Here is a 26808-nt window from a genome sequence, read left to right as displayed (position 1 = left end):
TGGGCTCAGCGCTGGCGCAGGGTCAGGTCCAGCTCGGCCAGCCGCTCCGGCGTGCCCACGTCGACCCAGGCGCCGCGGTGATGGCTGCCGCCGACGCAGCCGGCACGCATTGCCTCGCGCAGCAGCGGGGCCAAGGGAAATTCGCCCGGCGCCTGGCCGGCCACCAGCGCCGGGTCGAGCACGCTCAGACCGGCAAAGGTCAGCTTCGGCTCGCCCGCGTCATGTACCCGTCCTGCGGCGTCTAGGTGGAAGTCGCCGTCGGGGTGGTGAGCGGGGTTGTCGACCAGCACCAAGTGGGCCAGGTCGTCGCCCAGCCCAGGCAGGAGCGCCAGGTCGAGCTCGCACCAGACGTCGCCGTTGACCAGCAGGAAGGGAGCGTCGCCCAGCAGCGGCAGCGCCTGGTGGATGCCGCCGCCGGTCTCCAGCGGCGTCGCCTCACGGCTCCAGGCGATTTGCAGGCCGTAGCGGCTACCGTCTCCCAGGGCCTCGACGATCTGCTCGGCGCGATAGCTGACGTTGATTACCACCTCGTCGATACCGGCTGCCGCCAGCCGCTCCAGGTGATGCACGATCAGCGGCTTGCCGGCCACCGGGAGCAGCGGCTTGGGGCAGTGGTCGGTCAAGGGGTGCATGCGTTTGCCGAGTCCGGCGGCGAGGATCATCGCCTTCATGTCGCCTCCCGGGCTTCGCTCAGGCGGCGTTCCAGCGCGGGGCGGAAGGTGTCTTTGAGCCAGGCCTGGAAGGCGGCATGCTCGGGGAGTGCCTCGAGGCTCTGCTCGAGGTGATGAAGAAACTGTGGCAGGCGTTCGAGATATCCCGAGCGAGTATCGCGAAGGGTCAGGCGGCAAAAAACCCCCAGCACCTTGAGCGAGCGCTGGGCTGCCATGGCCTGGGCCTGGCGCTGAAACGTCTCGCTGTCGGTGGTGCTGGGTAGCCGGCCGTCCTCGACGGCCCGCTGGCGGAAGGCCTCGACCCAACGTGCGAAGCGCGCGGGGGGAAAGCGGCAGTAGCGTCCGCGCAGCAGCGAGATCAGGTCGTAGCTGATGGGACCGGCGACGGCATCCTGGAAGTCGATCAGGTAGAGTTGCTCATCGTGCACCATCAGGTTCATCGCGTCATAGTCGCGGTGCACCGTCACTAACGGCTGGGCGAGGGCGGAATCGATCAGGTCCTGGCGCAGCTCGGCCCAACTGGTTGGCATCGCCATGCCCAGCCAGCGGCCCAGGCACCATTCGGGAAACAGGTCGAGCTCGCGGCCCAGCAGTGCGGCATCATAAGCCGGTAGCTCGCCAGGACCAGCACGGTTCTGCAGTTCGTGGATCAGCGACAGCGCCTGCTCGTGCCAGGCCAGGGTTTGCGGGTCTTCATTGCCGGCCAGGCACAGCTGCAGCGGGGTATCGCCCAGGTCGTCGAGCTCGAGGAAGCCGGCATCGAGATCCATCGCGTGCAGGGCCGGCACCGGCAGGCCGCCGGCCCGCCAACGGCGGGCGATGTCGACGAACGGGCGGCTATCCTCCTGCTTGGGAGGGGCATCCATCAGTATGCGCGAGCCACCACTCGGCAGGTTGAGGCGATAGTATCGGCGAAAACTGGCATCGCCGGCGGCCAGGCGCAGATCAAGTGTCTCAGGGGAAAGCTGGTGCTGCGCGGCGGCCCACTGGCGCAGGGCCTCGAATCGCGTCGTGGTGTCGACCTGGGTCATGCTGGCTCCTTGCTGTCTCGGACGGTGCCGGTTGACGCCCGCTGGGCACCGCCGCATGCTGACCGGTCAGTCGCATACGACAGGCTGGGTACGGTCTGTATAATACCGATTCTCTTCGCCAAGGACATCGAGGGACCATGGGCAAGCGACATGCAGGAGCGGCACTGGCCGGCCTGATTTCATCCGGCCTTGCGCTTTATGCGTCGCAGGCGGCGGCGCTCGAGCCATTGCCGGCCTGGCAGCTGGATTGGCACCCATGGGGCGACGACCGGCCCACCCCGGCACTCTGCCGTGGTGTCTATGTGATGCCCGCCTACCGGCTGCCTCGTCCCGATCTGGCGGAGCAGATCCGCGCCGAGGCCGACAGTGCCTATTATGGCGAGGACGGCGAAACCATTCTCGGCGGTGAGGTAATCCTGCGCCGCGGCGACAGTCAGCTCGAATCACCGCGGGTAAGCATGCCGCCGGAGCGCGAGCGTGCGTTCGCCGATGGCCCACTTGCCCTACGCGACATCAACCTGCTGGTGCGTGGCGAGGCGGGCGAAATTTCCCTCACCAGCGAGGCGGCCAACATCGATGCCGCCCACTTCGTCGTGCATGACCAGCATATGCGGGGCGATGCCTTGCAGCTGGAGCGGCTGGAGGACGGACGCTTCCGCCTCACCTCGGCGAGCTTCACCACCTGTGACCCGGGCAGCAACCTCTGGAGCCTGGTGACGGGCGACCTGGTGCTCGACCGCGAAAGCGGCTTCGGCACTGCACGTCACGCGCGCCTGGAGATGGGCAATGTGCCGGTATTCTACTGGCCCTGGGTGCGCTTCCCCATCGACGATCGACGCCATACCGGATTCCTGTGGCCGGAGCTGGGTTTTTCCGGCGGTGCGCTGGACTACGCCCAACCGTTCTACTGGAACATCGCACCCAACCATGATGCCACCCTGACGCCACGCTGGATCGGCGACCGAGGGCTGCTGCTTGGCGGCGAATATCGCTACCTGTTTCCCAGCGATGCCGGCCAGGTAGAGGGCGCCTTTCTCTCCAGTGACGGCGGTGGCTCCAGCGACGATCCCAATGCGGCCTCACGGCGCTTCGAGGGCGAAGATCGCTGGTACATCGACTATCGCCATAGCGGCTTCTTCGATGCTCGCACCCGCTACAACCTGCGCTACGGGGCCGCCAGCGACGGGCGCTACTTCGACGACTACGGCAGCATCTTCGGCGATGACCCCAGCAACATGCCGCGTCTGGCCCAGGTCGACTACCGCGGCGACGTGTGGCGTCTCGATGCCCGCGCCCAGGGCTACCAGCGGCTGGATGACCCGCTGCGCGATCGTGACAAGCCGTTCTACCGCCTGCCCAGCCTGAGTGCCGACGCACGCTGGTCGCAGCCGGGTGGTCTCTACCAGGAGTGGCGCTCCAACGTCACCTATTTCTGGCGCGACGTGAACGAGGTGGCGCTGTCACGTGAGCGCGAGGCTGCCGTGGGCACGCGCCTTCACCTGGCGCCGGCCACCGGTTGGCGCTTCGACGAGAGCTGGGGACACCTGGAGCCTAAGGTGGAGTGGCTCTATACCGCCTACGACCTCGACTACGGTGAGCGCCAGACCGATCGCGACACCTCGCTGCAGCGAGGAATACCGGTGAGCTCCATCGATGGCGGCCTGGTGTTCGAACGTGAACTGGATCTCGGTGGCCGTGCCTATCGTCAAACCCTGGAGCCGCGGCTCAACTACGCCTATGTGCCGGCCCGTGACCAGCGTGAATTCCCCGATTTCGACACCAGCCAGCGGGCGCTCTCCTGGAGCCAGCTGTGGTCACCGTATCGCTTCTCCGGCGCTGACCGGGTCGGAGACCTGAACCGGCTCTCGGTGGGGCTCGACTCGCGTTTGCTGGAGGATGCCCAGGGCCGCGAGCGGCTGGCCTTGGGCATCGGCCAGGCTTTCTACTTCGATGATCGCTACATCGACATGGATGGCAACGCGGATACGCTACCCCCTCCGCCTGAAGAGGGCGGGGATTTCGAGAGCTGGTACAGTGCCACCCGTGACCGCTCCTCGCTGGTTGCCCGGCTCGGCTGGCAGATCAGCGACGCCTGGAGTACTCGCTGGCAGTGGATCTACGACGATAACCAGCAGCGCACCGAGCGGACCTCGCTGGACCTGCGCTATCGCAGCCCCGCCGGCCACGTATTGAACCTCGGCTACCGTTGGGAACTCCAAGGCTTCGATCCCTCGGTGGAGCCGGACGATGATGAGTTCCGCGACTACGACCGTGAAGAGTATGATCTTTCATTTGCCTGGAAGCTCTCTCCACGGGTGGACCTGATCGGCCGTGCGGTATACGACTACACCAACGAGCGCCTGCTCGACCAACTGGCGGGCGTGCAGTGGAATGACTGCTGCTATGGCCTGCAGGTCGTCTGGCGTGAGTGGATCGACGACCAGGGTACCGCTAGGGTAGAGGACGATTCTTCCGAGCGTGGGCTGTTCCTGCGCTTCGTGTTCAAGGGGTTGGGTGGTGTCGGCGGCGATGCCGGCGATTACTTCGAGCGGGCCATTCCCGGCTACCGGGCCACCGATTTCTGAGTGAGCAATGTCGCTCGACAAGTGAATCATATGAGAGGAAAGAGAGAGATGCGGATTACGCCAATTGCCCTGGGAGCCCTGGGGCTGGCGCTGTGCCTTGGCGCTGTGCCGCTGACGGCCGTGGCCCAGGATTTCCAGCCGGTGCAGCGACAGTCGCTGGATCGTATCGTGGCCGTGGTGAACCAGCAGGCCATCATGCAAAGCCAGCTCGAAGAGCGTATGGAGCAGGCGCGCAGCCAGCTCATGGCCCAGGGGCAGGAGCAAGGGCTGCCACCCGAGTCGATGCTGCGTGAGCACGTGCTCGAGCAGATCATCCTCGAGGAGATTCAGCTGCAGATGGCAGGGAACGCCGGCCTCAGCATCGACGACACCACGCTCAACCGACAGATGCGTGAGATTGCCGAGAGCAACGGCATGACCCTCGACCAGTTCGCCGATGCGGTGGAAGCCGATGGGCTGTCCATGGCCAGCGTACGCGAGGAGATCCGCCGCGAGATGCTCCTGCGTGAGCTGCATCAACGCCAGATCGGGGGGCGGGTCAACGTCAGCAACCGTGAGGTGGAGCGCTTCATCGAGCAGCAGGGGGGCAACGTCAGCCAGGAGCAGGCCCGCCAGATGGTTTTCCAGCGCAAGGCCAACGAGGCCTTGGACGCCTGGCTGCAGGAGATCCGCGCCGAGGCCTTCGTCGACAACCGCCTTGCAGGCGGCCGTTGAGCGCGATGATTCCATCGCCCGTCTTGGCTGTGACCAGCGGCGAGCCCGCCGGGGTCGGCCCCGAGCTGACCCTGCAGCTGGCGCTCGACGAGCGTTTGCCAGGACGGGTCGTGGCCGTGGGGGACCCGCGGTTGCTGAGCGAGCGGGCGGCGCTGCTGGATCTCGACGTCACTCTGATTGAACTGCAGCCGGGAGAGCCCGTACCGGAAGCCCGTTCAGGCGTGCTGCCGGTATGGCCGGTGGCACTGCGTGCGCCGTGCCGGCCGGGCGAACTGGCCGTGGCCAATGCCGGCTACGTGCTGGAAACACTCGATGTGGCGATCGAGGCCTGCCTCGGCGGGCGTGCCGACGCCATGGTCACCGCGCCGTTGCACAAGGGAGTGATCCTCGATGCCGGCCACGCCGGCTTTCGCGGTCATACCGAATATTTGCGCGATGCCTGCGGCGTCGATGAGGTGGTGATGATGCTGGCCACCGACAGCGCCTTGCATGCCGGAGAGCCTGATTGGCGGGGCAGTGCTGCGCTGCGGGTGGCGCTTGCCACCACCCACCTGCCGCTGCGGCAAGTGGCGGATGCCATCACCGAGGCAAGTCTCGAGCGTATTCTGCGCATCGTGAATGCCGATCTGACACGCTGGTTCGGCCTGGTCACGCCCCGTATCGCCGTGTGTGGCCTCAATCCCCATGCCGGGGAGGGCGGCCACCTGGGGCACGAGGAGATCGAGGTGATCGAACCCTGCCTCGAGCGCCTGCGCCAGGAGGGCATGGCACTTGACGGACCGCTGCCGGCCGATACCCTGTTCACGCCTCGCCATCTTGCCGGCATTGACGCCGTTCTGGCGATGTACCATGACCAGGGCCTGCCGGTGCTGAAATACGCCGGCTTTGGCCGGGCCGCCAACATCACCCTGGGGTTACCCATCGTGCGTACCTCGGTCGACCACGGTACCGCGCTGGACCTGGCCGGCCGGGGCATTGCCGACACGGGCAGCCTGCGGGTGGCCACGGCACTGGCCGCCGAGATGGCCAATCGCGGTTCAGCCGCGACGACACCCTGACGAACGAACAGACAAGGACTCTTTGCATGGCATCGCGCCCGCCGATCCATCGCGCTCGCAAGCGCTTCGGCCAGAACTTCCTGCGTGACCCCGGCATTATCTCGCGGATCGTGCGCGCCATCGCGCCGCGCCCTGGCGACAGGCTGGTGGAGATCGGTCCCGGCCAGGGGGCGTTGACCGAGCCGCTGCTGGAATCGGCAGGCGGCCATCTCGAGGTCATTGAGCTCGATCGCGACCTGATCCCCGGACTGCGCGTGCAGTTCTTCAACTATCCCGATTTCGTGGTGCACGAAGGCGATGCGCTCAAGTTCGATTTTCGCGCCTTGCGCGGAGAAGGCCCGCCGTTGAGGGTGGTAGGCAACCTGCCCTACAACATCTCGACTCCGCTGATAGGTCATCTGCTCGAGGCGGGCGATGCCATCGCCGATATGCATTTCATGCTGCAGAAGGAAGTTGTCGACCGCCTGGCGGCCGAGCCGGGGGGAGCCGACTGGGGCCGGCTCTCGGTCATGGCACAGTACCGCTGCCGGGTCGACGACCTGTTCACCGTGCCGCCGGAGGCCTTCGTGCCACGACCCAAGGTCGACTCGGCCATCGTCCGCCTGGCTCCCTATGCCGAGCTACCCTGGCCGGCGACGGACGAAACGCTGCTGTTCGGCGTCGTGCGCCAAGCCTTTGCCCAGCGGCGCAAGACCCTGCGCAACAATCTCAAGGGCCTGATCGATGGCGAGTCCCTGACAGCGCTGGGTATCGACCCGGCGCGGCGTCCCCAGACCCTGAGCGTGGAGGAGTTCGTGCGTATCGCCAATCATCTGGCCGCAACGGAGGCGACACCATGAGCCAGCTTCCCGACGTTCCCCTGGATCAGGAAGTCCTCGTCGACGTGAAACCCGCCTATCGTGCCGACGAGTCATCCCAACAGGAGTCGCGCTACGTCTTCAGCTATACGGTGACGATTCACAATCACTCGAAGCGTAGCGTTCAGCTTTTGGCCCGTCACTGGCGCATCACCCAGGGCAGCGGTGAGGTTCAGGAGGTTCGTGGCAAGGGGGTGGTGGGGCAGCAGCCCATGATCGGGCCCGGGCAGAACTTCTGCTACACCAGCCGTGCCATCCTCGACGGTCCGGTTGGCGTGATGGAAGGGGCCTATACCTGTGTCGATACCGCCAGCCAGCGCCCCTTCGAAGTGACCATTGCGCCCTTCCGCCTGGCCGGACCCAATCAGATACACTGATATCGGCCGCTCACGGTGAGGCGCATGCACGATGTCCGTTTCGAAAACGTGCCGCAAGGGAAGGTGTCATGACCGATTACGCTATCGGTGATCTGCAGGGCTGTCATGCCGAATTCGTCGAACTGCTGGAGCGTATCGACTTCGCTCCCGCTCGCGACCGACTCTGGTTGGCCGGTGATCTGGTCAATCGCGGCCCCGACTCCCTGGCCTGCCTGCGTGAGGTGAGGGCGCTGGGCAATGCTGCGTTCACCATCCTCGGCAATCACGACCTCCATCTCCTGGCAGTGGCGCGGGGCGGTGCCCGGCTCAACCGCAAGGATACCCTCGACGATATTCTGGCCGCTCCCGACCGCGAGGCCCTGCTCGACTGGCTGCAGTCGCGGCCGCTGCTGGTACGCCAGGCCTTCGATGCCGGTGGAGACACCGTGATGGTGCACGCGGGGCTGTTGCCGCAGTGGTCCGCCGATGAGGCGGCCGGCCTGGCGGGAGAGGTCGAGGCACGACTCGGCAGCGAGCGCAGCGGCGCTTTTCTCGAGCAGATGTACGGCAACGAGCCGGCCTGCTGGCAGGCCTCTCTCGACGGCATCGACCGCCTGCGCGTCATCGTCAACGTGCTGACACGCATGCGCTTCATCGATGCCGACGGATGCCTCGATTTCAGCGCCAAGGAGGGGCTCGACAGCGCGCCGGCGGGTTTCGCCCCCTGGTTTCGCTACCCGCGCCGCGACGACCTTCGCCTGGTGTTCGGGCACTGGGCGGCGCTCCAGGGGCGGGCTGAAGGCGCCCGGGTACGTGCCGAAGCGACTGACACCGGCTGCGTGTGGGGCGGAAATCTCACCGCGCTGAATCTGGATACCGGTGAACGCATCGGCGTTTCCAGCCACCTGCGCCGCTGAATCCACTCTCTCATCAGGGAGGCCCTCGATGGCGACCCCGACTTTCCAGCACTTGGCGATCGACACCCTGACGTCCTGGCTCGACGACGATACCACGCTCACCCTGGTCGATATCCGCGACCCCATGAGCTTCGCGGCCGGTCACATTCCCGGCAGTCGCCACCTCGACAATGACAGCGTGCCGGCGCTGCTGGCATCCGTTCCCCGTGAGCGTCCGCTGGTAGTGGTCTGCTACCACGGCCATTCGAGTCAACAGGCCGCGGCCTGGTTGGCGGGGCAGGGTTTCGAGGAGGTGTACAGCCTCGACGGCGGCTTTACCGAGTGGGAGTATCGTCTGCCGCAGCGGGTGGGGCGCGGCGGCTCATGAGCGCACCGCGGGATCGGCTGACCGAAGGCCTTTCCATCTACCGCGTGGGCGGGGCGGTGCGTGATGCCCGCCTGGGCTGGCCCACCGTCGATACCGACTGGGTCGTGGTTGGTGCGACGCCTGCAGAGATGCAGCGGCGTGGCTTCAAGCCGGTAGGGCGCGATTTTCCGGTCTTCCTGCATCCCGTCACCCATGAGGAGTACGCTCTGGCGCGCACGGAGCGCAAGTCGGGGCATGGCTACACTGGCTTCGAGGTGCACGCCAGCCCTGACGTGACGTTGGAGGAGGATCTCGCTCGGCGCGATCTCACCATCAATGCCATGGCCGAGACGCCGGAGGGGGAGCTGGTCGATCCCTACGGCGGCCTGGATGACCTGCAGGCGCGAGTGCTGCGGCATGTCTCGCCGGCCTTCGTCGAAGATCCGTTGCGGGTGTTGAGGGTAGCGCGCTTCCTGGCACGCTATTCGCGGCTTGGCTTCGATATTGCCGACGAGACGCGGGCCCTCATGCGGGAGCTGGCCGAGAGCGGTGAACTGGCGCACCTGGTGGCGGAGCGGGTCTGGACCGAGACCGAGAAGGCACTGGGTGAGCCGGCCCCGGCGGTCTACTTTCGCACCCTGCACGATTGCGCGGCGCTGGGCGAGTTGATGCCGGAGCTGGACGATACCACCCTGAGCCCGGCGCTCGAGCGGCTCGAGCACCTGCCCAGCGGGCTTGCCGACGAGGCGTTGCCTCGCTGGCGCTGGGCGCGTCTGGTGGAGCATCTCGATGAGGCGAAGCGGGAGACGTTGGCCGAGCGGCTGCGCCTGCCGCGCAGCTATCGTGACCTGGGCCGCCAGGCCGCACTGACACGAGAGCTGCGCGAGCGGGGCGATATCGATGCCGAGGCCGTGCAGCGCTGGCTCGACGGCATCGATGCCTGGCGCCGCAGCGAGCGGGTATTGCCCCTGTTGGCCCTGCTGGAGAGAGACGCCCCCGAGCTGGCGCAGCGGCTCGAGCGAGCCTGGGTGGCAGTATCGCAGCTGGAGGCGAAGTCGCTCGTGGCAGAAGGCTATCGCGGTGGCAAGCTGGGGGAGGAACTGGCCCGGCGCCGCCGGACCATCATCGAGGCCGAGCTGGGCACGCCTTAGGCGTCCCGGGGCCGCTCACCCGTCGGCGTTGATGCGGGCGACGATCTCGCGCAGCCTGGCTTCGGCCTCGTCGTTGTCGATCTGGCAGGTGCCGGCGTTGAAGTGTCCGCCACCACCGTACTCCAGACACAGTTCACCCACGTTGGTTCGGCTGCTGCGATCGAGGATCGACTTGCCGATGGCGAAGACGGTGTTCTGCCGCTTGAGCCCCCACATGACGTGTAGAGAGATGTTACACGCGGGGTAGAGCGCATAGATGACGAAGCGGTTGGTGGCGTAGATGGTCTCCTCGTCGCGCAGGTCGAGGACCACCAGGTTGCCGTGAACCCGGGCGCAGCGCTGGATCTGCTCTCGGGCCAGGTCGCTATGCTCCCGATAGAGGTCGATGCGCTCGCGTACGTCGGTAAGGTCGAGGATCTCTTCGATCGAATGCTCGCGGCAGTAATCGATCAGCTTCATCATCAGCTGGTAATTCGAGATGCGGAAGTCGCGGAAGCGGCCGAGCCCGGTGCGTGCATCCATGATGAAGTTGAGCAGCACCCACCCCTGCGGATCGAGGACTTCCTCCCGGTCGAACTGGGCCGAATCGCCCTTGTCCACGGCCTCCATCATGTCGTCCCAGCGCTGGGGGAAGGCATCGTGGCCGCCATAGTGGCGCCATACTACCCTGGCCGCCGAGGGGGCGTCGGCATCGATCACATGATTGTCGGCCCGCTCGACGTTGCGCAGCGTTTCGCTCAGGTGATGGTCGAAGGCGAGGTGGCAGCCAGCCACGTAGGGCAGGTTGGTGGTGATGTCTCGCTCGCTGATCTCGATCTTGCCATCCTGCATGTCCTTGGGATGGACGAAGAGGATGTCATCGATCAGGTCGAGATGCTTGAGCAGAGCCCCGCAAACCAGACCGTCGAAATCACTGCGCGTGACCAGGCGAAACTTGGCGGACATTGCCGACTCCTTCTTGTTGTCGCATTCTCGAGAGCATTGCGCGTGAGTCTACCGCAGTGGCTAAGTATTGCTAGCAAACGCTACGGGCCACAGGCGTTGACTGCCTGCCTTGAACTCGGACCACAGTTCGGCGTAGGTTCGGCCGACCTCGGGGTGTGGGGTGTCCGGGAGCAGTTCGGAGAGGGGCAGCAGCACGAAGGCGTGATGCAGAATCTCGTCGCGAGGCAGCATGACGCCATCGTGTTCCCCGACCAGGCTACCTACCGTGAGCAGGTCGATGTCCAGCGTGCGCGGGCTGAACTTGGGCGTGTCCTTGCGGCGCCCATGCTCGCGCTCGATACGCTTGCACCAGGCCTGAAGCTCCCCGACTGTCCAATCGCTTTCGAAGGTCGCCGCCAGATTGAAGAAATTGCGGCCATCCTCGAAGCCTACCGGTTCGCTTTCATAGACGCGGGACACGGCCAGTCCGTCGAAGGTGCCGGAAAGCGCAGTCAGGCAGGCCCTGACGTGATGCTCGCGGTCGATGTTGCTGCCGATACTGACGCTGACCAGGGCCATCAGGCGCCCTCCGGCCGCTCGCCGCGCTCGATGCGCACGCCGACCGAAGCCGCCGCGGGCACCGCCCCGGGCTTGCGCAGCGTAAGCCGCAGCCAGGGAACGGCGAACTCTTGCATCAGCAGCTGGGCCAGGCGCTCGGCGAAGGTCTCGACCAGGGCGAAGTCATGCTCATCGGCGAAACGCATGATGCGCTGGCAGATGGCTGCGTAGTCGAGCGTCTTTGCCAGATCGTCGCTGACGGCGGCCGGTCTTGTGTCGGTAGCCAGCTCCAGGTCGAGCAGCAGCCGCTGGCGTATGGTGCGCTCCCAGTCGAACACGCCGATGACCGTCTCGAGCTCGAGCGACTCGATCAATACGCAATCCATGCAGGCTCCCATTAGAACAGGAAAGGTGCGATTGTACGTGAGCGCAGGGAGGGAAGGACAGGTTTGGGTGCTGTCACTGAGCCGCCCTGGCTGGCAGAATTCGCGGGGGCACCCCTTAAATCTGGTTGGGAGTTGAAGTGGACGCAGGAGTCTTGCCGCTACTCGGCCTGTCTTTCCTGGGTTATCTCAGTGGCTCCTTGCTGGGAGCGCTTTGGGTCTGCCGCGCGGCGGGAGTCGGCGATCCGCGCCAAGTGGGCTCCGGCAATCCCGGCTTTTCCAACGTGCTACGCCTGCATGGTCGACGACTGGCTGTCGCCACCCTGCTGCTCGATGCGGCCAAGGGGATGCCGGTGCTGTGGTTGGCCATTGCCATGGGGATGGCGCCCTGGGCCCAGGGATTGGTGGGCCTGGCCGTGCTGCTGGGCCATAGCTATCCGCCCTGGCATCGCTTTCGTGGCGGCAAGGCAGTGGCCAGCGCCTTCGGTGTCCTGCTGGTGCTCACGCCCTGGGTGGCGCTGTGCTGTGCCGCCCTCTGGACGCTGTTGGCCTGGCGGGTACGCACGGCAGCCCTGGCTTCACTGGCCAGTGCCGCTGCGGCACCGCTGGCCAGCCTGTGGCTGGCGCCGGATTACGTGCTCGTGATCATGGCCTTTACCGCGCTGGTGGTAGTGCGCCATCTGCTCAATATCCGGCGCCTGGGTCGGGGAGACGAGCACGCCCTGTAGGCGAAGCGAGCCTGCGCTGCAGGTCCTCATGGGCTGGCAGGCGCTTCGAGTCGTTCCATCGGCCAGCGTGGCACGGCCTTCATCAGTCCGACCTCATCCCGCTCTCCGGCCAGCAGGCGCAAGGCGCCGGCAAGAGCGATCATTGCACCGTTGTCGGTGCAGAAACGCCCGCGAGGATAGAACACTCGGGCGCCGCGTTTCTCCGCCTCCAGTGCCAGGCGCTCGCGCAGGCGGGCGTTGGCGCTGACGCCGCCGGCCATCACCAGCCGCTTGAGGCCGGTGTCGTCGAGCGCGCGGCGACACTTGATCACCAGGGTATCGACCACCGCCTCTTCGAAGGCCCGGGCCACGTCGGCACGAGCTTGCTCATCGAGCTGGTTGGCCTGCTCCAGCTGCCTGAGCGTGGTCAGGGTGTGGGTCTTGAGCCCCGAGAAGCTGAAGTCGAGCCCGGGTCGGTCGGTCATCGGGCGCGGGAAGCGAAAGCGCGTCGGGTCGCCGGTTTCGGCCAGCGCTGCCACCTGAGGGCCGCCGGGATAAGCCAGCCCCAGCATCTTGGCAGCCTTGTCGAAGGCCTCGCCGGCGGCGTCGTCCACCGATTCGCCGAGCAGGCGATAGCGGCCCAGCCCCTGGACCTCCACCAGCTGTGTATGACCGCCGGAGACCAGCAGGGCAACGAAGGGGAAGTCGGGGGCCGAGTCCTCGAGCATGGGAGCCATCAGGTGGCCCTCCATGTGGTGGACCCCCAGCACCGGGAGATCCAGGGCGCGGGCCATGCCGTGAGCGGTGCTGGCGCCGACCATCAGCGCGCCCACCAGCCCGGGGCCGGCGGTGTAGGCAATCGCATCCAGCTCGTGGCGAGACATTCCCGCATCGTCCAGCACCTGCTGGATCAGCGGCAGCAGGCGCCGGGTATGGTCCCGCGAGGCCAGTTCCGGTACCACCCCGCCATATTCGGCATGCATGGCGACCTGGCTGTAGAGGGCGTCGGCCAGCAGGCCGCGCTCGGTATCGTAGATGGCGACGCCGGTCTCGTCGCAGGAGGTCTCGATGCCAAGGACTCGCATGGATGCAGGCTCGTGAACACTGAAAGCCGGGATTCTAGCAAATCCTGACGCTGTCATCCCGTTTCCGGGAAGCGGGAATTTGCAATGCTTGCCGGCGGCGACTAAAATACCGTGCGCTGTACAATTGGGTCGTGCGCCCGGCGAGCCGCCGATTGGTTGTGTGAGCCTGGGTGTGCGTTCAAACCGAACTCAAGAATTCAAGGTAGGTGAGTGCTTAATGCCTTCTGTCAAAGTACGTGATAACGAGCCGTTTGACGTCGCGCTGCGCCGTTTCAAGCGTTCCTGTGAAAAAGCCGGCATCCTCTCTGAAGTGCGTCGTCGCGAGCACTATGAGAAGCCGACTGCAGAGCGCAAGCGCAAGGCGGCAGCCGCGGTGAAGCGTCACGCCAAGAAGCTCCAGCGTGAGCGCAAGCGTTTCGAACGGCTCTATTGATCCGTGCTATGGTTGCGTCCTGCCTCGGGCAGTGACGCTGCCGGAAGGATGACCAAGCGGCTGCCGTCAGGTGGCCGCTTGTTTTTCACGACCGCTCCACTCTCAAGATCGCTGCCCCGCCGGGAGGTGGCTGTTAGCACATGGTCGGCCAGATTCCTCAACGTTTCATCGATGACCTGCTGGCACGCGTCGACGTGGTCGAAGTGGTGGGCGAGCGGGTGCAGCTGAAGAAAGCTGGACGCAATCATTCCGGTCTGTGCCCGTTTCATCAGGAAAAGACGCCGTCATTTACTGTCAGCGCCGACAAGCAGTTCTACCACTGCTTTGGCTGCGGTGCTCACGGCAATGCCCTACGCTTCCTGATGGAGTACGACAAGCTGCGCTTTCCTGAGGCCGTGGAGCAACTGGCAGCTCGGCTGGGACTGGAGGTGCCGCGCGAAGGGGCGGATGATCCCCGTGCCCAGGCGCGCGAACGCAAGCGCCAGGAGGCTGTCAACCTGCTCGAAGTCTCCGCCGGCTTCTATCGCGAGCGATTGAAGATGCCGGAAGGGCAGCAGGCGCGCGATTACCTGGCCGGGCGCGGCCTCTCGGAGGAGGTGCTGAGGGATTTCGGCATCGGCTATGCCCCGAATGACTGGGAGGGGCTCAAGCGCCATCTCGGCGCCAGGGGGATTCCCGAGTCGGTCCAGGTCGAGTATGGCTTGCTGGTGCAGCGCGAGGAGAGCGGGCGCACCTATGATCGCTTCCGCGACCGGGTGATGTTTCCGATTCGCGACGTGAGAGGGCGCACCATTGCCTTCGGCGGCAGGGTGCTGGGCGACGCCAAGCCCAAGTACCTCAATTCGCCCGAAACGCCGGTCTTCCACAAGGGGCGCGAGCTCTACGGCCTGTTCGAGGCTCGGCAGGCCAATGCCAAGCTTGAGCGGCTGGTGATCGTCGAGGGCTACATGGATGTGGTGGCGCTGGCGCAGTTCGGCATACGCAACGCCGTAGCGACCCTTGGGACTTCGACCAGCGAGGAGCATCTGTCGCGGCTGTTCCGCATGGTCGATGAAGTGGTGTTCTGCTTCGACGGCGACCGGGCCGGGCGGCAGGCAGCCAGTCGGGCGCTCGAAACGGTCCTGCCGCAGATGATCGACGGGCGCCAGGCGCGCTTTTTGTTCCTGCCCGAGGGAGAGGATCCCGACACTCTGGTGCGCCGGGAGGGAGCCGAGGCCTTCGAGGATCGTATTACCTGCGCCAGCCCCCTGTCGGAGTTCCTCTTCGACCAGGCGGCACGGGGTCGCGACCTGGCGCAGGTGGAAGAGCGCGAGCGCTTCGCCAGCGAGGTGCTCAAGGCGGCGAGGCGCCTGCCGCAGGGTATGCTGCAGACGCTGCTGTTAGGGGAGCTTTCGCGACGTACCGGTGTCAATCAGTCTCGCTTCGAAGCGCTCATGGCGGGTCACGAGGAGCCTACCGCTTCCCCGGCTGCATCCCCCGGCTCGCCGCCTGCCCCCGAGGCCCAGGCGGCGGGGCGTGCCACGCCGCAGGTCGGCGAGGCTGCGCTGGGGCTGGTGGGACGCGTGTTGCAGCTGCTGATTTACGAGCCGGCGCTGGTCGAGCGCTTGCCGGAGGAGGAGCAGTGGTGCCCCGAAGGAGAGGGTGATGCCATGCTCTGTCGCGAACTGGTGCGACTGCTGCGTGCCGGCCGTTACCGCAGCCCCCAGGTGGTACTGGCCCATTTTCAGGGCAGTGCTCAGGGGGAGCGCCTTGCGGCGCTGGCGCGCCGCGAGATGTTGATTCCTCGCGCTGCCAGGGCTCAGGAGCTCGATGGACTGGTCGAGCACTTTCGTCGGCACCAGATGCGGCCATCGCACCAGGAGCAGATCGATGCCCTGCTGGCAAGGCAGGGGGCGGGCGAACGACTGTCGCCCGAGGAGCGCAAGCAGCTCATGACGCTGCTGGCTGGGCTGGGGAGTTGACTGGTCGACGTCACGGATGGCGAGGGGTGGGGTTGAATTCCTCTCCACCATCACCACATAGGGTGCATGGATCGGGCCCTGCGACAGCACAACCGAACAAACTAACACACCTGAGTCTGTGAGCAAATGGGGTCGAGCTGGCGAGGAGGCGTGGATAAACGCTATACTGTCTGGCTTGATGAGATTTCTCCACCCAGCGCTTCAGGTGCTTCATTCTTCTTCGTCGAGATAGGGTTTCTATGGCTGGAAATGCGCAGCAGCAGTCACGTCTGAAGGAGTTGATCGCGCGTGGCAAGGAACAGGGCTACCTGACCTATGCCGAGGTCAACGACCACCTTCCCGAGGATATTGCCGATCCCGATCAGGTGGAAGACATCATCGGCATGATCAATGACATGGGTATCAGCGTCGTCGAGGAGGCTCCCGATGAAGATACCCTGATGATGTCCGATCACTCCACCGACGAATCCGCTGCGGAAGAGGCCGTGGCCGCCCTGGCCGCGGTCGAGAGCGACGTGGGGCGCACTACCGATCCGGTTCGCATGTACATGCGCGAGATGGGCACCGTGGAGCTGCTGACTCGCGAAGGCGAGATCGAGATTGCCAAGCGCATCGAGGAGGGTACGCGCGAGGTGATGTCGGCCCTGGCCTGGCTGCCCGGCGCAGTGGACTCGATTCTCGAGGCGTATGATGCCACCCAGGACGAAGAGGCGCCGGGGCGCTTGTCCGATCTCTTCTCCGGATTCATCGATCCCGATGAAGGCATTCCCGGTGTGGCCGAGGCCGAGGTTCCCGAAGCCGAGCTGAGCGGCGACAGCGATGACGCCGATTCCGATGGCGACGAAGATGACGATGACGACTCCGAGGCCGAGGAGGAGAGCACCGGCGGCCCCGACCCCGAAGAGGCAAGGGCGCGCTTCGAACAGATTCGTGAGCAGAACGAACTGGTGCGTGAGGCCCTGGCCAAGCATGGTCGTGGAAGTGCGGAAGCGCGGAGCGAAATGGAGCGCCTGGCCGAACTGTTCTCGCCGATCAAGCTGGTGCCCAAGCATTTCGAGCGCCTGGTCGGTCAGGTGCGTATCAGCGTCGAGCAGGTCCGTACCCAGGAAAAGGCGGTGATGCAGCTCTGCGTCAAGAAAGCCAAGGTGCCGCGCAAGAATTTCATCAAGTCCTTCCTGGGTAACGAGTCACGCCAGGCGTGGGTCGATGATTTCATGTCGACGAATGCCAAGTTCGCCGATCGCCTCGAGCCGCTGCGGGCCGACATCCAGCGAGCCCAGCGCCGGATTTCCTTCGAGGAAGAGATGGTCCAACTGCCGGTGTCTGAGCTGAAGGAGATCAACCGTCGGCTCTCCATCGGCGAGGCCAAGGCGCGTCGAGCCAAGAAAGAGATGGTCGAGGCCAACCTGCGCCTGGTGATCTCCATCGCCAAGAAGTACACCAACCGCGGCTTGCAGTTCCTCGATCTGATTCAGGAAGGCAACATCGGCCTGATGAAGGCAGTGGACAAGTTCGAATATCGTCGCGGCTACAAGTTCTCGACCTATGCCACCTGGTGGATCCGTCAGGCCATTACCCGCTCGATCGCCGACCAGGCGCGCACCATTCGTATCCCGGTGCACATGATCGAAACCATCAACAAGCTCAATCGTGTCTCCCGGCAGATGCTGCAGGAAATGGGGCGCGAGCCGACGCCGGAAGAGCTTGGCGAGCGTCTCGAGATGCCCGAGGACAAGGTGCGCAAGGTGCTCAAGATTGCCAAGGAGCCGATCTCCATGGAGACGCCCATCGGTGACGACGACGATTCGCACCTGGGCGATTTCATCGAGGATGGCACCATGCAGCTGCCGGTCGACCTGGCCACTGGCGAGGGCTTGATCGAGGCCACTCGTAACGTGCTTGGTGGTCTTACCGCTCGCGAGGCCAAGGTGCTGCGCATGCGCTTCGGTATCGACATGAACACCGACCACACCCTCGAGGAGGTCGGCAAGCAGTTCGACGTCACCCGCGAGCGTATTCGTCAGATCGAGGCCAAGGCGCTGCGCAAGCTGCGTCACCCGAGCCGCTCCGAGCCGCTGCGCTCGTTCCTCGACGAGTAATCTGGAGCGCTCCTGGGTCCAGGAGCCTCCCGGTTCAGGAAGCCCACAGCCAAGGCTGTGGGCTTTTTTCGTCTTGCACTCAGGGCCTGGTCAGGCGATCCAGACTCCCAGTATCAGCATGGAGGGTGTGGCGCTGGGTCTCCTCGACGATCCAGTCATGCACGGCGGCCACGCGGCGGTCATCCAGCGCGCCGCTGGTATGCACGATGCCGTAACGCTTGCCGGTGTGAATGCGGGCGGGAAAGGGGGCGATCAGCGCGCCAGTCTTCAGCTCGTCGGCAAGCAGCGCCTGACGGGCAATGGCCACCCCCATGCCGGCCACGGCCGCCTCCAGGGCCAGGCGATGGCGATTGAAGGTGTAGCCGCGACGGACGTTGAGCGGCGGGGCCTCGATGGCCTGCAGGTAGTGCTCCCACTCGGCATGGGCGTGGCCGCCGCGCCAGGCGGTGACGTCATGCAGCAGGGGGTACCAGGCGAGGTCCGCCGGGGCTTGCAGCGGCGGCCGGCGTCGCATCAGGGCCGGCGCGCACACCGGAAAGATGACCTCCTCCATCAGGGGGGTGATGACCAGGCCCGGATAATGGCCATCGTTGAGGTCGATGGCCAGGTCGAACTCGCCCTCGCGCAGCGACAGGCTGCTGTCCTCGGCGATGACCTGCAGCTCGATGTCGGGAAAGCGAGCCTGCAGCCGCGGCAGGCGTGGCATCAGCCACTTGCTCAGGAAGGCCGGCACGCTGCGCAGGCGAATCACGCCGCTCATTACCCCGCTGCGCAGCCGTTTCACTTCCAGGCCCACCGACTGGTAGGCCTCGTCGACCACGGCGGCCAGGCGCTTGCCCTCTTCGGTGAGCTCCAGGCGCCGCGGCAGGCGGCGAAACAGCTTGAAGCCCAGCCGCTCCTCGAGCTGCTTGATCTGCTGGCTGACCGCCCCGGTGGTGACATGCAGCTCCTCCGCGGCGCGGGTGAAGGAGAGGTGTCGGGCGCTGACGGCGAAAACCTTCAGCCAGGCGTGGGTCTGGGCGTGGAGCAGTCGGCTCATGATTTAGTATTTCTATAGGAAAGGGCAGATATTCTCGTTTGCTGGCGGCGCACATCGGCTTCACCATAAGGTCATTACTGCCATGAAGGCAACCACGTTTTAGTCAGGCTTATTCATATGCGACGGCATCGCTGGGATAAGCCTGCAGCTTGGAGGTAGACAATGGCCATCAGCGTCTTCGACCTGTTCAAGATCGGCATCGGGCCGTCCAGTTCCCACACGGTGGGGCCGATGCGGGCGGCATTCGACTTCGTGCAGGCGCTGCGGGAGCGAGATCTTCTCGAGCGCGTGGCCCGCGTCGAGGTCAGGCTGTACGGCTCGCTGTGCGCCACCGGCAAGGGGCATGGCACCGATCGGGCGGTGGTCATGGGGCTGATGGGGGAGCGCCCGGACCGGATCGACCCGGCCATGGTCGGACCCTGCATCGAGGAGCTGCTCGAGGCCAGTACGCTGCTGCTGGATGGCCGCCTGGCGATACCCTTTCTCTGGGCCCGCGACATGCAGTGGCACGAGGAGTCCTTGCCCTATCACCCCAATGCCATGACCCTCGTCGCGCACGCCCATGGCGGCGAGCTGTGGCGCAACACCTACTATTCGGTGGGTGGCGGCTTTGTCGTCGACGAGGCCCAGGCCGAGCGCGGCGAACTCGACCAGGACACCACCACGCTACCCTACGACTTCAACTCCGCCACCGAACTGATGGCGCTGTGCCGCATGCATGACATGCGGATCAGTGAGCTGATGCTGGAGAACGAGAAGGCCTGGCGCAGCGAAGACGAGATACGCCGCGGGCTGTGGCAGATCTGGCAAGCCATGCGGGCCTGCGTCGACCGCGGCTTTCAGCAGGAGGGCGTGCTTCCCGGAGGGCTCAACGTCAAGCGCCGTGCGGCCGCGTTGCACCGCCGCCTGCTGGCGGCAAGCGACGATCGGAGCCTGATCGCCACGACCTTCGGTGCCATGGACTGGGTCAACGTCTTCGCCCTGGCGGTGAATGAGGAGAATGCCGCCGGGGGGCGGATGGTGACGGCCCCGACCAACGGCGCGGCGGGCATCATCCCTGCCGTGCTGCACTACTACATGAAGTTCCAGCCGGATGCCAGCGAGCGCGACGTGGTGGACTTCCTGTTGGCGGCCGGGGCGGTAGGCATCCTGTGCAAGAAGAACGCCTCTATCTCCGGGGCCGAAGTCGGCTGCCAGGGTGAAGTGGGATCGGCCTGTGCCATGGCGGCGGCGGGCCTGGCCGAGGTGATGGGGGCCAGCGTGGCGCAGGTGGAGAATGCCGCCGAGATCGGCCTGGAGCACAACCTGGGGCTGACCTGCGACCCGGTGGGTGGTCTGGTTCAGGTGCCCTGCATCGAGCGCAACGCCATCGCTTCGGTCAAGGCGATCAATGCGGCCCAGATGGCCCTGCGCGGCGATGGCGAGCACTTCATTTCACTCGACAAGGCGATCCGTACCATGCGTGACACCGGGCGTGACATGCAGGACAAGTACAAGGAAACCTCCCGCGGCGGTCTTGCCGTCAATGCCATCGAGTGCTGAAAGCCGCCAGGAAACAGCGGCTTGAAAACCCCTTTCGCGATTTCAGCGCGATGCCTGTGCGGCATCGCGTTTTCGTTTGCAAGCTAGTGAATTAGCAGCGCTTCTACGCCATTGGTCGAGTTCGACCCTTGGATGGTTGCTCCCTCGTCTCGAGTCCTCTAGCTTACGTTAACGTAAAGGTTAAAAGTCCGGGGCTGAGCCAAGCACAACCAGCAGCCTTTATCACCACAACGACAACAAATCTGCATGGATCGTCCAGGCGATCCAGAGAGGACGTCACATGACCCAGGAGTTCATACTGGAAACTCGCGGGTTGACCAAGCAGTTCCGCGGCTTCACCGCCGTGGACGATGTCAACCTGCAGGTTCAGGAGGGGCATATCCATGCCTTGATCGGGCCCAATGGCGCCGGCAAGACGACCGTCTTCAACCTCCTCACCAAGTTTCTTCCCCCGACCCAAGGCGAAATTCTCTATCGCGGCAAGTCGATCACCGGCATGAAGGCCAACGAGATTGCGCGCATGGGCATGGTGCGCTCCTTCCAGATCTCGGCGGTCTTCGCCCACATGACCGCGCTGGAGAACGTTCGCGTTGCCCTGCAGCGGCCGATCGGCACCTCGTTCCATTTCTGGAAATCGGAGCGGACCCTCGACCACCTCAACGAGCGTGCCATCGAGCTGCTCGATGAGGTTGGCCTGCGCGAGTACGCCGACGTCTTGACCGTGGAAATGCCGTACGGGCGCAAGCGTGCCCTCGAGGTTGCCACCACCTTGGCCATGAACCCGACTCTGATGCTGCTCGACGAGCCGACCCAGGGCATGGGTGCCGAGGACGTCAATCGTATCGTGGAGCTGATCCGGCGCGTGGCCAAGGGGCGTACGGTGCTGATGGTGGAACACAACCTCAGCGTGGTCAGCCGGCTGTGTGACCGCATCACCGTGCTGGCACGCGGCGCCGTGCTGGCAGAGGGCGACTACCAGACGGTCTCGGCAGACCCCAGGGTCCGGGAGGCCTACATGGGCAGCGAGTCCGAGGCAGAGGAGACCAGCGCATGAATCAGGTGTTGGAGCGGCCGACAGGCACCGAATACAACGATCATGACGGCGCCGAGATGCTGCGCATTCGTGACCTGCACGCCTTCTATGGCGAGTCGCACATTCTGCACGGGGTCGACATGGAGGTGCGGCGCGGCGAGCTGGTGACCCTGCTGGGCCGCAATGGCGCGGGACGCAGCACCACCCTCAAGGCGATCATGAGCATGGTCGGCCGGCGTACCGGTTCGATCATGATCAACGGCACCGAGACCATTGGCATGAAGGCGCACCGGATACCGCGCCTGGGCATCGGTTACTGCCCCGAGGAGCGCGGCATCTTTGCCAGCCTCGACGTCGAGGAGAACCTGCTGCTGCCGCCCACGGTGCGCTCCGGCGGGATGTCTCTCGACGAAATCTACGAGATGTTCCCCAACCTCTACGAGCGTCGCCGCAGCCAAGGCACCCGGCTATCCGGGGGCGAGCAGCAGATGCTGGCCATGGCCCGCATCCTGCGCACCGGCGCGCGCATGCTGCTGCTCGACGAGATCACCGAAGGGCTGGCTCCGGTCATCGTGCAGAAGCTTGGTGAGGTCTTGGTCAAGCTGCGTGATCGCGGCATGACCGTAGTGCTGGTGGAGCAGAACTTCCGCTTCGCTGCCCCATTGGCCGACCGCCACTACGTGATGGAGCACGGCCGAATCATCGAGGAGATCAGCAAGGCAGAGCTGCCCTCAAAGCGGGATCACCTGAACTCCTTGCTTGGCGTCTAGCCGGGCAGGTCAGGATGCCGGCGGAAGTGCGCGCAGCCCGCGAGCCGGCGATGTCCCCAGGCGAAAGCCTAATTGCACTTCGGTCTAAGGAAAGAATAAAAGCAAATACTGCGCCACTGTTTCGTAACCACCACGCGACTCATCTGTAGTACTCGCGACAACAACAAACTGCCCGACAGGGCTATGGAGACGGAAATGACCTTCATCAAGAAGACCCTCGCCAGCAGCATTGCCATTGCCGCCACCGCCGCCATGGCGACCACCGCCCAGGCCGAGATCAGCGATGGCGAAATCCGCATCGGCTATCTTGCAGACATGTCGGGTGTTTACCGCGATCTCGCCGGACCCGGCGGCCTCGAGGCGCTGCGCATGGCGGTCGAGGACTTCGGCGGCAGCGTCAACGGAGCGCCGATCCAGGTTTTCAGCGCCGACGATCGCAATAGCGCCGACGTGGGCGCCAACACCGTACGCGAGTGGATCGACACGCGTAATGTCGACATGGTGGCCGGGCTGGTGGCCTCCTCGGTGACCATCGCCGTGACCCGCGTGCTGGAGGAGAATGACAGCTTCGGCATCGTTTCCGCCTCGGCCGCGTCCAGTATCACCAACGAACACTGCACGCCCAATCACATTCACTGGGTCTACGACACCTATCCGCTGGCCAACGGCACCGCCCAGGCCGTGGTCCAGCAGGGCGGCGAGACCTGGTTCATGCTGACCGCCGACTACGCCTTCGGCCACGCCCTGGAAGGTGACGTGACCCGCGTGGTGGAAGAGAACGGTGGCGAGATCATCGGCCGTGTGCGTCATCCGTTCCCGACCGACGACTTCTCCTCCTACATTCTCCAGGCTCAGGGCTCCGGCGCGCAGATCATTGGCCTGGCCAACGCCGGTGCCGATACCGTCAACGCCATCAACACCGCCAGTCAGTTCGGCGTAGTGGAAGCCGGCCAGCAGCTTGCCGGCCTGCTGGTATTCCTCAACGACGTCCACGCCATGGGCCTCGAAGCCACGCAGGGACTGTTGCTGACCACAGGCTGGTACTGGGACATGGATGACGAGGCGCGCGAATGGTCCGAGCGCTACTACGAGCGCGTGGGCCGCATGCCGACCATGGTGCAGGCTGGCATCTACTCCAGCACCTATCACTACCTCCAGGCCGTGGAGGCTACCGGCAGCGACGATCCTCAGACGGTTCGCGAGTACATGATGAGCCAGCCGATCCATGACTTCTTCGCTCGCAACGGCCAGCTGCGCGAGGATGGCCGCATGGTTCACGACATGTACCTGGCACGCGTGAAGTCTCCCGAGGAGTCCGAGGGTGAGTGGGATCTCTACGAGATCCTGACCACCATTCCCGCCGCAGAGGCCTACCGGCCGCTGTCCGAAAGCCAGTGCAAGCTGGTGCAGAACTGAAGCGAGCAAGACAGACCGGCGGCGGCCCCCGGCCGCCGCCCCTCTGACGGCGAGGAGAACCTGCCATGACGATGATATTCGGAGTGCCGTTGGCGGTGTTCATGGGCCAGCTGCTGCTGGGCCTGATCAACGGTGCCTTCTATGCCCTGCTGAGCCTTGGGCTGGCGGTGATCTTCGGTCTGCTGAAGATCGTCAACTTCGCCCACGGGGCCATGTACATGCTGGGGGCTTTCGCCACGCTGCTGGGCATGCGTTACCTGGGCATCAATTTCTGGGCGGCGCTGGTGCTGGCGCCGCTGTTCGTGGGCCTGCTGGGGATGCTGGTCGAGCGCTTTCTGCTGCGTCGCATCGGTCATCTCGACCATCTTTACGGCCTGCTGCTCACCTTCGGCCTGGCGCTGATCTTTGAAGGCACACTGGTCAACTTCTTCGGTGTGTCAGGGGCTCGCTACCCGACCCCCGAAGCGCTGCAGGGCGGCTTCCAGACCGGCTTCATGTTCCTGCCCAAGTACCGCGCCTTCGTGCTGGTGGCGGCCATCGCAGTGTGCCTGGTGACCTGGTACATCATCGAGCGCACGCGTCTCGGCGCCTACCTGCGCGCCGGCACCGAGAACCCGGCGCTGATGCAGGCCTTCGGCGTCAACGTGCCGCTGCTGGTCACCCTGACCTACGGTTTCGGCGTGGCGCTGGCCGCCTTCGCCGGGGTGCTGGCCGCACCGCTCTATCCGGTATCGCCTACCATGGGCTCCAATCTGCTGATCGTGGTGTTCGCCGTGGTGGTGATCGGGGGCATGGGTTCCATCCTCGGCGCCGTGCTCACCGGCCTGGGCATGGGCCTGATCGAGGGCCTGACCAAGGTCTATTACCCCGAGGCGGCCAATACCGTGATCTTCCTGGTGATGATCCTGGTGCTGATGCTCAGGCCCGCCGGACTCTTCGGCAAGGAGGCATGACGACATGGCCACGACTCAGACCCAAACCCTGACCCCGTCCATGAAGCGTGAGCGTCGCGCCAACCAGCGTCGCTACGCCTTCTACCTGGCGCTGATCGTCATCGGCCTGGTGGCGCCCTTCTTCGCCTACCCGGTGTTCCTGATGAAGGTGCTGTGCTTTGCCCTGTTCGCCTGCGCCTTCAACCTGTTGCTGGGCTATGCCGGGCTGCTCTCCTTCGGCCACGCGGCCTTCCTGGCCACTGGGGGATATGTCACCGGCTACCTGCTGTCGAGCTATCCCGCCATCACCCCGGAACTCGGCATCTTGGTGGGCACCGGGGCGGCCGTGCTGCTGGGCTTGGCGTTCGGCGCCCTGGCGATTCGCCGCCAGGGCATCTATTTCGCCATGGTGACCCTGGCCCTGGCGCAGATGGTGTTCTTCTTTTTCGTCCAGGCACCCTTTACCGGCGGCGAGGATGGCCTGCACGGCGTGCCGCGGGGGCATCTGTTCGGCTTCATCAGCCTGCGCAACAACCTGGCGATGTACTACTTCGTGTTCGTCATCTTCCTCATCGGCTTTGCCATCGTGCAGCGTGCCGTGCACTCGCCCTACGGCCAGGTGCTCAAGGCGATCCGCGAGAACGAGCCGAGGGCGGTGTCGCTGGGCTACAACGTCGATGCCTACAAGCTGCTGGCGTTCGTGCTCTCTGCGGGACTGGCCGGACTTGCCGGTTCCACCAAGACCGTGGTGTTCCAGCTGGCCTCGCTGACCGACGCCCACTGGCACATGTCAGGCGAGGTAATCCTGATGACCCTGCTGGGCGGGGTGGGCACCCTGTTCGGTCCGGTAGTCGGCGCCGGCCTGGTAGTCAGCCTGCAGCACATGCTGGCGCAGTCGCCGCTGGGCACCTGGGTAGGTCCGATCCTCGGGGTGATCTTCGTGATCTGCGTACTCAGCTTCCGCAGCGGTATCGTCGGTGAGGCGATGAAGATGTATCGCAAGAACTTCAAGTGAAGGCAGTCGGCAAGACCTCTTCCTGGCGCCCCAAGGGGCGCCTTTTTTCATGCCGGATTGCCGTCGCAGGCTTGCTCGAGCAGGCCGGGGAGGTTGTCGACCAGATAGTCGACGAACTGGCGAACCTTTGCCGCATGCTGGCGATGATGTGGCATGACGGCCCATACACCCGCGTCGCGACATTGGAACGCCGTCAGCACATCGACCAGTTCTCCCCGGGCAAGGTAAGGCATGACGTAGTAATCGGGCAGCTGCGCCAACCCCAGCCCTTTCAGTGCCGCATCCAGCAGGGCAAGGCCGGAGTTGGCATGCCAGGGTCCGCTCACGCGAACTTCGCGGTGCAACCCGTCGATATCAAAGCGCCACTGATCGCGGGTGCCGATGAGACAGCGGTGCTGCGAGAGCTCTGCGACGGAGTGCGGCTGGGATACGCCTTGAAAGTAGCTGGGCGAAGCGACAACGAACTCTCGTCTCTCGCACAGGCGACGGGCCACCAGCGACGAGTCCTGCAGGGTGCCCATGCGAACGACCACGTCGTAGCCCTCGTCAATGACATCCACCTGGCGGTTGGTCAAGTAAAGACGCATTTCAAGCTGCGGGTGCAGGCGCAGGAAGTCATTGACCAGCGGCGCGATAAAGCGCTCACCGAAGGTGGTGGCGCATCCAAGCTTCAACACGCCATGGGGGCGTTCCTGTAGGCTCTGCAGGTCGAACTCGGCTTCTCGGAAGCCATCGAGCAGCTCTCGGCAGCGGGCATAGTAACGTTCGCCGGCATCGGTGAGGTGAATTTGGCGTGTCGTGCGATAGAGCAAAGGCAAGCCCAGCTCCTGCTCGAGCAGGGCAACCTGGCGGCTGACATGGGAATTGGAGACATTGAGCCGGCGGGCCGCCGCGGCGAAGGTGCCCAGCCTGACCACTTCCACGAAAGCTTCGATGCCATCCCAATGCGCCATGATCACTCCATTATTGCAGTGCAGAAATAATGTTGTGTCGCTATTTCGGTGTCATCATAACGCCGTTCGCTCCTACACTGATAGGGATGGATGTCTCAATATCAGGAGAAGTGAATGAAATCACGCGCCGCTGTCGCCATGGCCGCCGGCCAGCCTCTCGAGCTCACCGAGATCGATGTGGAAGGACCCAGGGCAGGTGAAGTGCTGGTCCACATCAAGGCCACCAGCGTCTGCCACACCGATGCCTATACCCTCTCCGGCGCCGATCCGGA

At 64.8% G+C, this 26808-nt stretch carries 26 protein-coding genes and 1 pseudogene; 19 read left to right on the top strand and 8 right to left on the bottom strand.

All coding sequences use genetic code 11. The features are described from left to right. Positions 1-5: 5 nt before the first annotated feature. On the bottom strand, positions 6-671 hold the full coding sequence (gene murU / locus H1D44_RS13345; RefSeq protein ID WP_181515356.1) for an N-acetylmuramate alpha-1-phosphate uridylyltransferase MurU: 666 nt from the start codon (positions 669-671) through the stop codon (positions 6-8). After that, the gene (locus tag H1D44_RS13340; protein WP_181515355.1) at positions 668-1702 is read right to left on the bottom strand and encodes an aminoglycoside phosphotransferase family protein; all 1035 of its coding nucleotides are present in this window, start codon (positions 1700-1702) and stop codon (positions 668-670) included. Before H1D44_RS13340 ends, murU begins: the two co-directional genes overlap by 4 nt. A 137-nt stretch (positions 1703-1839) precedes the next feature. Here H1D44_RS13340 and H1D44_RS13335 point away from each other — a divergent pair, with 137 nt between their 5' ends. The 8 genes from H1D44_RS13335 to H1D44_RS13300 all read left to right on the top strand — a co-directional run bounded on the left by H1D44_RS13335 (position 1840) and on the right by H1D44_RS13300 (position 9686). Continuing rightward, positions 1840-4287: an LPS-assembly protein LptD gene (locus H1D44_RS13335; protein WP_181515354.1), complete on the top strand. Its 2448-nt coding sequence runs from the start codon at positions 1840-1842 to the stop codon at positions 4285-4287. A gap of 48 nt (positions 4288-4335) precedes the next feature. Further along, complete coding sequence (locus H1D44_RS13330; RefSeq protein ID WP_181515353.1) at positions 4336-5001, top strand: SurA N-terminal domain-containing protein; 666 nt, start codon at positions 4336-4338, stop codon at positions 4999-5001. Positions 5002-5006: 5 nt separating this feature from the next. Further along, positions 5007-6059 carry a 4-hydroxythreonine-4-phosphate dehydrogenase PdxA gene (pdxA, locus tag H1D44_RS13325; protein ID WP_181515352.1) on the top strand — a complete coding sequence of 351 codons (1053 nt, stop codon included), beginning with the start codon at positions 5007-5009 and terminating at the stop codon, positions 6057-6059. Positions 6060-6085: 26 nt separating this feature from the next. Continuing rightward, entirely contained in the window at positions 6086-6898 is an 813-nt protein-coding gene (gene rsmA / locus H1D44_RS13320; protein ID WP_181515351.1) for a 16S rRNA (adenine(1518)-N(6)/adenine(1519)-N(6))-dimethyltransferase RsmA, read from the top strand. Continuing rightward, on the top strand, positions 6895-7293 hold the full coding sequence (apaG, locus tag H1D44_RS13315) for a Co2+/Mg2+ efflux protein ApaG (RefSeq protein ID WP_181515350.1): 399 nt from the start codon (positions 6895-6897) through the stop codon (positions 7291-7293). Before rsmA ends, apaG begins: the two co-directional genes overlap by 4 nt. A 68-nt stretch (positions 7294-7361) precedes the next feature. Continuing rightward, on the top strand, positions 7362-8189 hold the full coding sequence (locus H1D44_RS13310; protein ID WP_181515349.1) for a symmetrical bis(5'-nucleosyl)-tetraphosphatase: 828 nt from the start codon (positions 7362-7364) through the stop codon (positions 8187-8189). A gap of 28 nt (positions 8190-8217) precedes the next feature. Continuing rightward, on the top strand, positions 8218-8556 hold the full coding sequence (glpE, locus tag H1D44_RS13305) for a thiosulfate sulfurtransferase GlpE (RefSeq protein WP_181515348.1): 339 nt from the start codon (positions 8218-8220) through the stop codon (positions 8554-8556). Continuing rightward, entirely contained in the window at positions 8553-9686 is a 1134-nt protein-coding gene (locus H1D44_RS13300; RefSeq protein WP_181515347.1) for a tRNA nucleotidyltransferase/poly(A) polymerase-related protein, read from the top strand. The genes glpE and H1D44_RS13300 overlap by 4 nt, the downstream gene beginning before the upstream one ends. A 15-nt stretch (positions 9687-9701) precedes the next feature. Here H1D44_RS13300 and H1D44_RS13295 read toward each other — a convergent pair whose 3' ends face one another. From H1D44_RS13295 to folB, 3 genes are read right to left on the bottom strand one after another with little or no spacing between them, the layout of a single operon-like run. Beyond that, positions 9702-10631, bottom strand: a complete 930-nt coding sequence (locus H1D44_RS13295) for a DHH family phosphoesterase (RefSeq protein ID WP_181515346.1) — start codon at positions 10629-10631, stop codon at positions 9702-9704. A gap of 60 nt (positions 10632-10691) precedes the next feature. Next, positions 10692-11189 (bottom strand): 2-amino-4-hydroxy-6-hydroxymethyldihydropteridine diphosphokinase, encoded by a 498-nt coding sequence (folK, locus tag H1D44_RS13290; protein ID WP_181515345.1) that lies wholly within the window; start codon positions 11187-11189, stop codon positions 10692-10694. Next, positions 11189-11554: a dihydroneopterin aldolase gene (gene folB / locus H1D44_RS13285; RefSeq protein WP_181515344.1), complete on the bottom strand. Its 366-nt coding sequence runs from the start codon at positions 11552-11554 to the stop codon at positions 11189-11191. Before folB ends, folK begins: the two co-directional genes overlap by 1 nt. 137 nt (positions 11555-11691) lie before the next feature. On the opposite strand from folB, the gene plsY reads away from it, so the two are divergent. After that, the gene (gene plsY, locus H1D44_RS13280) at positions 11692-12279 is read left to right on the top strand and encodes a glycerol-3-phosphate 1-O-acyltransferase PlsY (RefSeq protein WP_238984453.1); all 588 of its coding nucleotides are present in this window, start codon (positions 11692-11694) and stop codon (positions 12277-12279) included. Positions 12280-12305: 26 nt separating this feature from the next. Here plsY and tsaD read toward each other — a convergent pair whose 3' ends face one another. After that, on the bottom strand, positions 12306-13343 hold the full coding sequence (gene tsaD / locus H1D44_RS13275; RefSeq protein ID WP_181515342.1) for a tRNA (adenosine(37)-N6)-threonylcarbamoyltransferase complex transferase subunit TsaD: 1038 nt from the start codon (positions 13341-13343) through the stop codon (positions 12306-12308). Positions 13344-13560: 217 nt separating this feature from the next. Here tsaD and rpsU point away from each other — a divergent pair, with 217 nt between their 5' ends. The 3 genes from rpsU to rpoD all read left to right on the top strand — a co-directional run bounded on the left by rpsU (position 13561) and on the right by rpoD (position 17836). Then, entirely contained in the window at positions 13561-13776 is a 216-nt protein-coding gene (gene rpsU, locus H1D44_RS13270; protein WP_010629611.1) for a 30S ribosomal protein S21, read from the top strand. A 140-nt stretch (positions 13777-13916) separates the two neighbouring features. After that, positions 13917-15737: a DNA primase gene (gene dnaG, locus H1D44_RS13265; protein ID WP_181515341.1), complete on the top strand. Its 1821-nt coding sequence runs from the start codon at positions 13917-13919 to the stop codon at positions 15735-15737. 239 nt (positions 15738-15976) lie between these two features. After that, positions 15977-17836: an RNA polymerase sigma factor RpoD gene (gene rpoD / locus H1D44_RS13260; RefSeq protein WP_181515340.1), complete on the top strand. Its 1860-nt coding sequence runs from the start codon at positions 15977-15979 to the stop codon at positions 17834-17836. A 79-nt stretch (positions 17837-17915) separates the two neighbouring features. Here the strand turns inward: rpoD and H1D44_RS13255 are convergent, their stop codons facing one another. Then, positions 17916-18875, bottom strand: a complete 960-nt coding sequence (locus tag H1D44_RS13255) for a LysR substrate-binding domain-containing protein (RefSeq protein ID WP_181515339.1) — start codon at positions 18873-18875, stop codon at positions 17916-17918. 162 nt (positions 18876-19037) lie between these two features. On the opposite strand from H1D44_RS13255, the gene H1D44_RS13250 reads away from it, so the two are divergent. The 6 genes from H1D44_RS13250 (at position 19038) to H1D44_RS13225 (ending at position 25583) form a co-directional block, all read left to right on the top strand. Beyond that, entirely contained in the window at positions 19038-20417 is a 1380-nt protein-coding gene (locus tag H1D44_RS13250) for an L-serine ammonia-lyase (protein ID WP_181515338.1), read from the top strand. Between the two features lie 280 nt (positions 20418-20697). Further along, positions 20698-21471: an ABC transporter ATP-binding protein gene (locus H1D44_RS13245; RefSeq protein WP_181515337.1), complete on the top strand. Its 774-nt coding sequence runs from the start codon at positions 20698-20700 to the stop codon at positions 21469-21471. Next, entirely contained in the window at positions 21468-22220 is a 753-nt protein-coding gene (locus tag H1D44_RS13240) for an ABC transporter ATP-binding protein (RefSeq protein ID WP_238984452.1), read from the top strand. The genes H1D44_RS13245 and H1D44_RS13240 overlap by 4 nt, the downstream gene beginning before the upstream one ends. A gap of 195 nt (positions 22221-22415) precedes the next feature. Then, positions 22416-23636, top strand: a complete 1221-nt coding sequence (locus tag H1D44_RS13235; protein WP_181515336.1) for an ABC transporter substrate-binding protein — start codon at positions 22416-22418, stop codon at positions 23634-23636. 65 nt (positions 23637-23701) lie between these two features. Beyond that, entirely contained in the window at positions 23702-24589 is an 888-nt protein-coding gene (locus tag H1D44_RS13230; protein ID WP_181515335.1) for a branched-chain amino acid ABC transporter permease, read from the top strand. Between the two features lie 4 nt (positions 24590-24593). Next, positions 24594-25583, top strand: a complete 990-nt coding sequence (locus tag H1D44_RS13225; protein WP_181515334.1) for a branched-chain amino acid ABC transporter permease — start codon at positions 24594-24596, stop codon at positions 25581-25583. A gap of 47 nt (positions 25584-25630) precedes the next feature. On the opposite strand, the gene H1D44_RS13220 is transcribed toward H1D44_RS13225, so the two are convergent. Next, positions 25631-26536 carry a LysR family transcriptional regulator gene (locus H1D44_RS13220; protein ID WP_181515333.1) on the bottom strand — a complete coding sequence of 302 codons (906 nt, stop codon included), beginning with the start codon at positions 26534-26536 and terminating at the stop codon, positions 25631-25633. A gap of 114 nt (positions 26537-26650) precedes the next feature. Between H1D44_RS13220 and H1D44_RS13215 the strand changes: the two are divergent. Continuing rightward, positions 26651-26808 (top strand): annotated as a pseudogene (locus tag H1D44_RS13215) (S-(hydroxymethyl)glutathione dehydrogenase); the annotation flags it as partial.

This window comes from Billgrantia kenyensis, assembly GCF_013697085.1.
In the GTDB taxonomy this organism is placed as follows: domain Bacteria; phylum Pseudomonadota; class Gammaproteobacteria; order Pseudomonadales; family Halomonadaceae; genus Halomonas; species Halomonas kenyensis.
The sequence above is the reverse complement of the archived record's forward strand: the minus strand, read 5'-3'. Positions and strand labels throughout refer to the sequence as shown.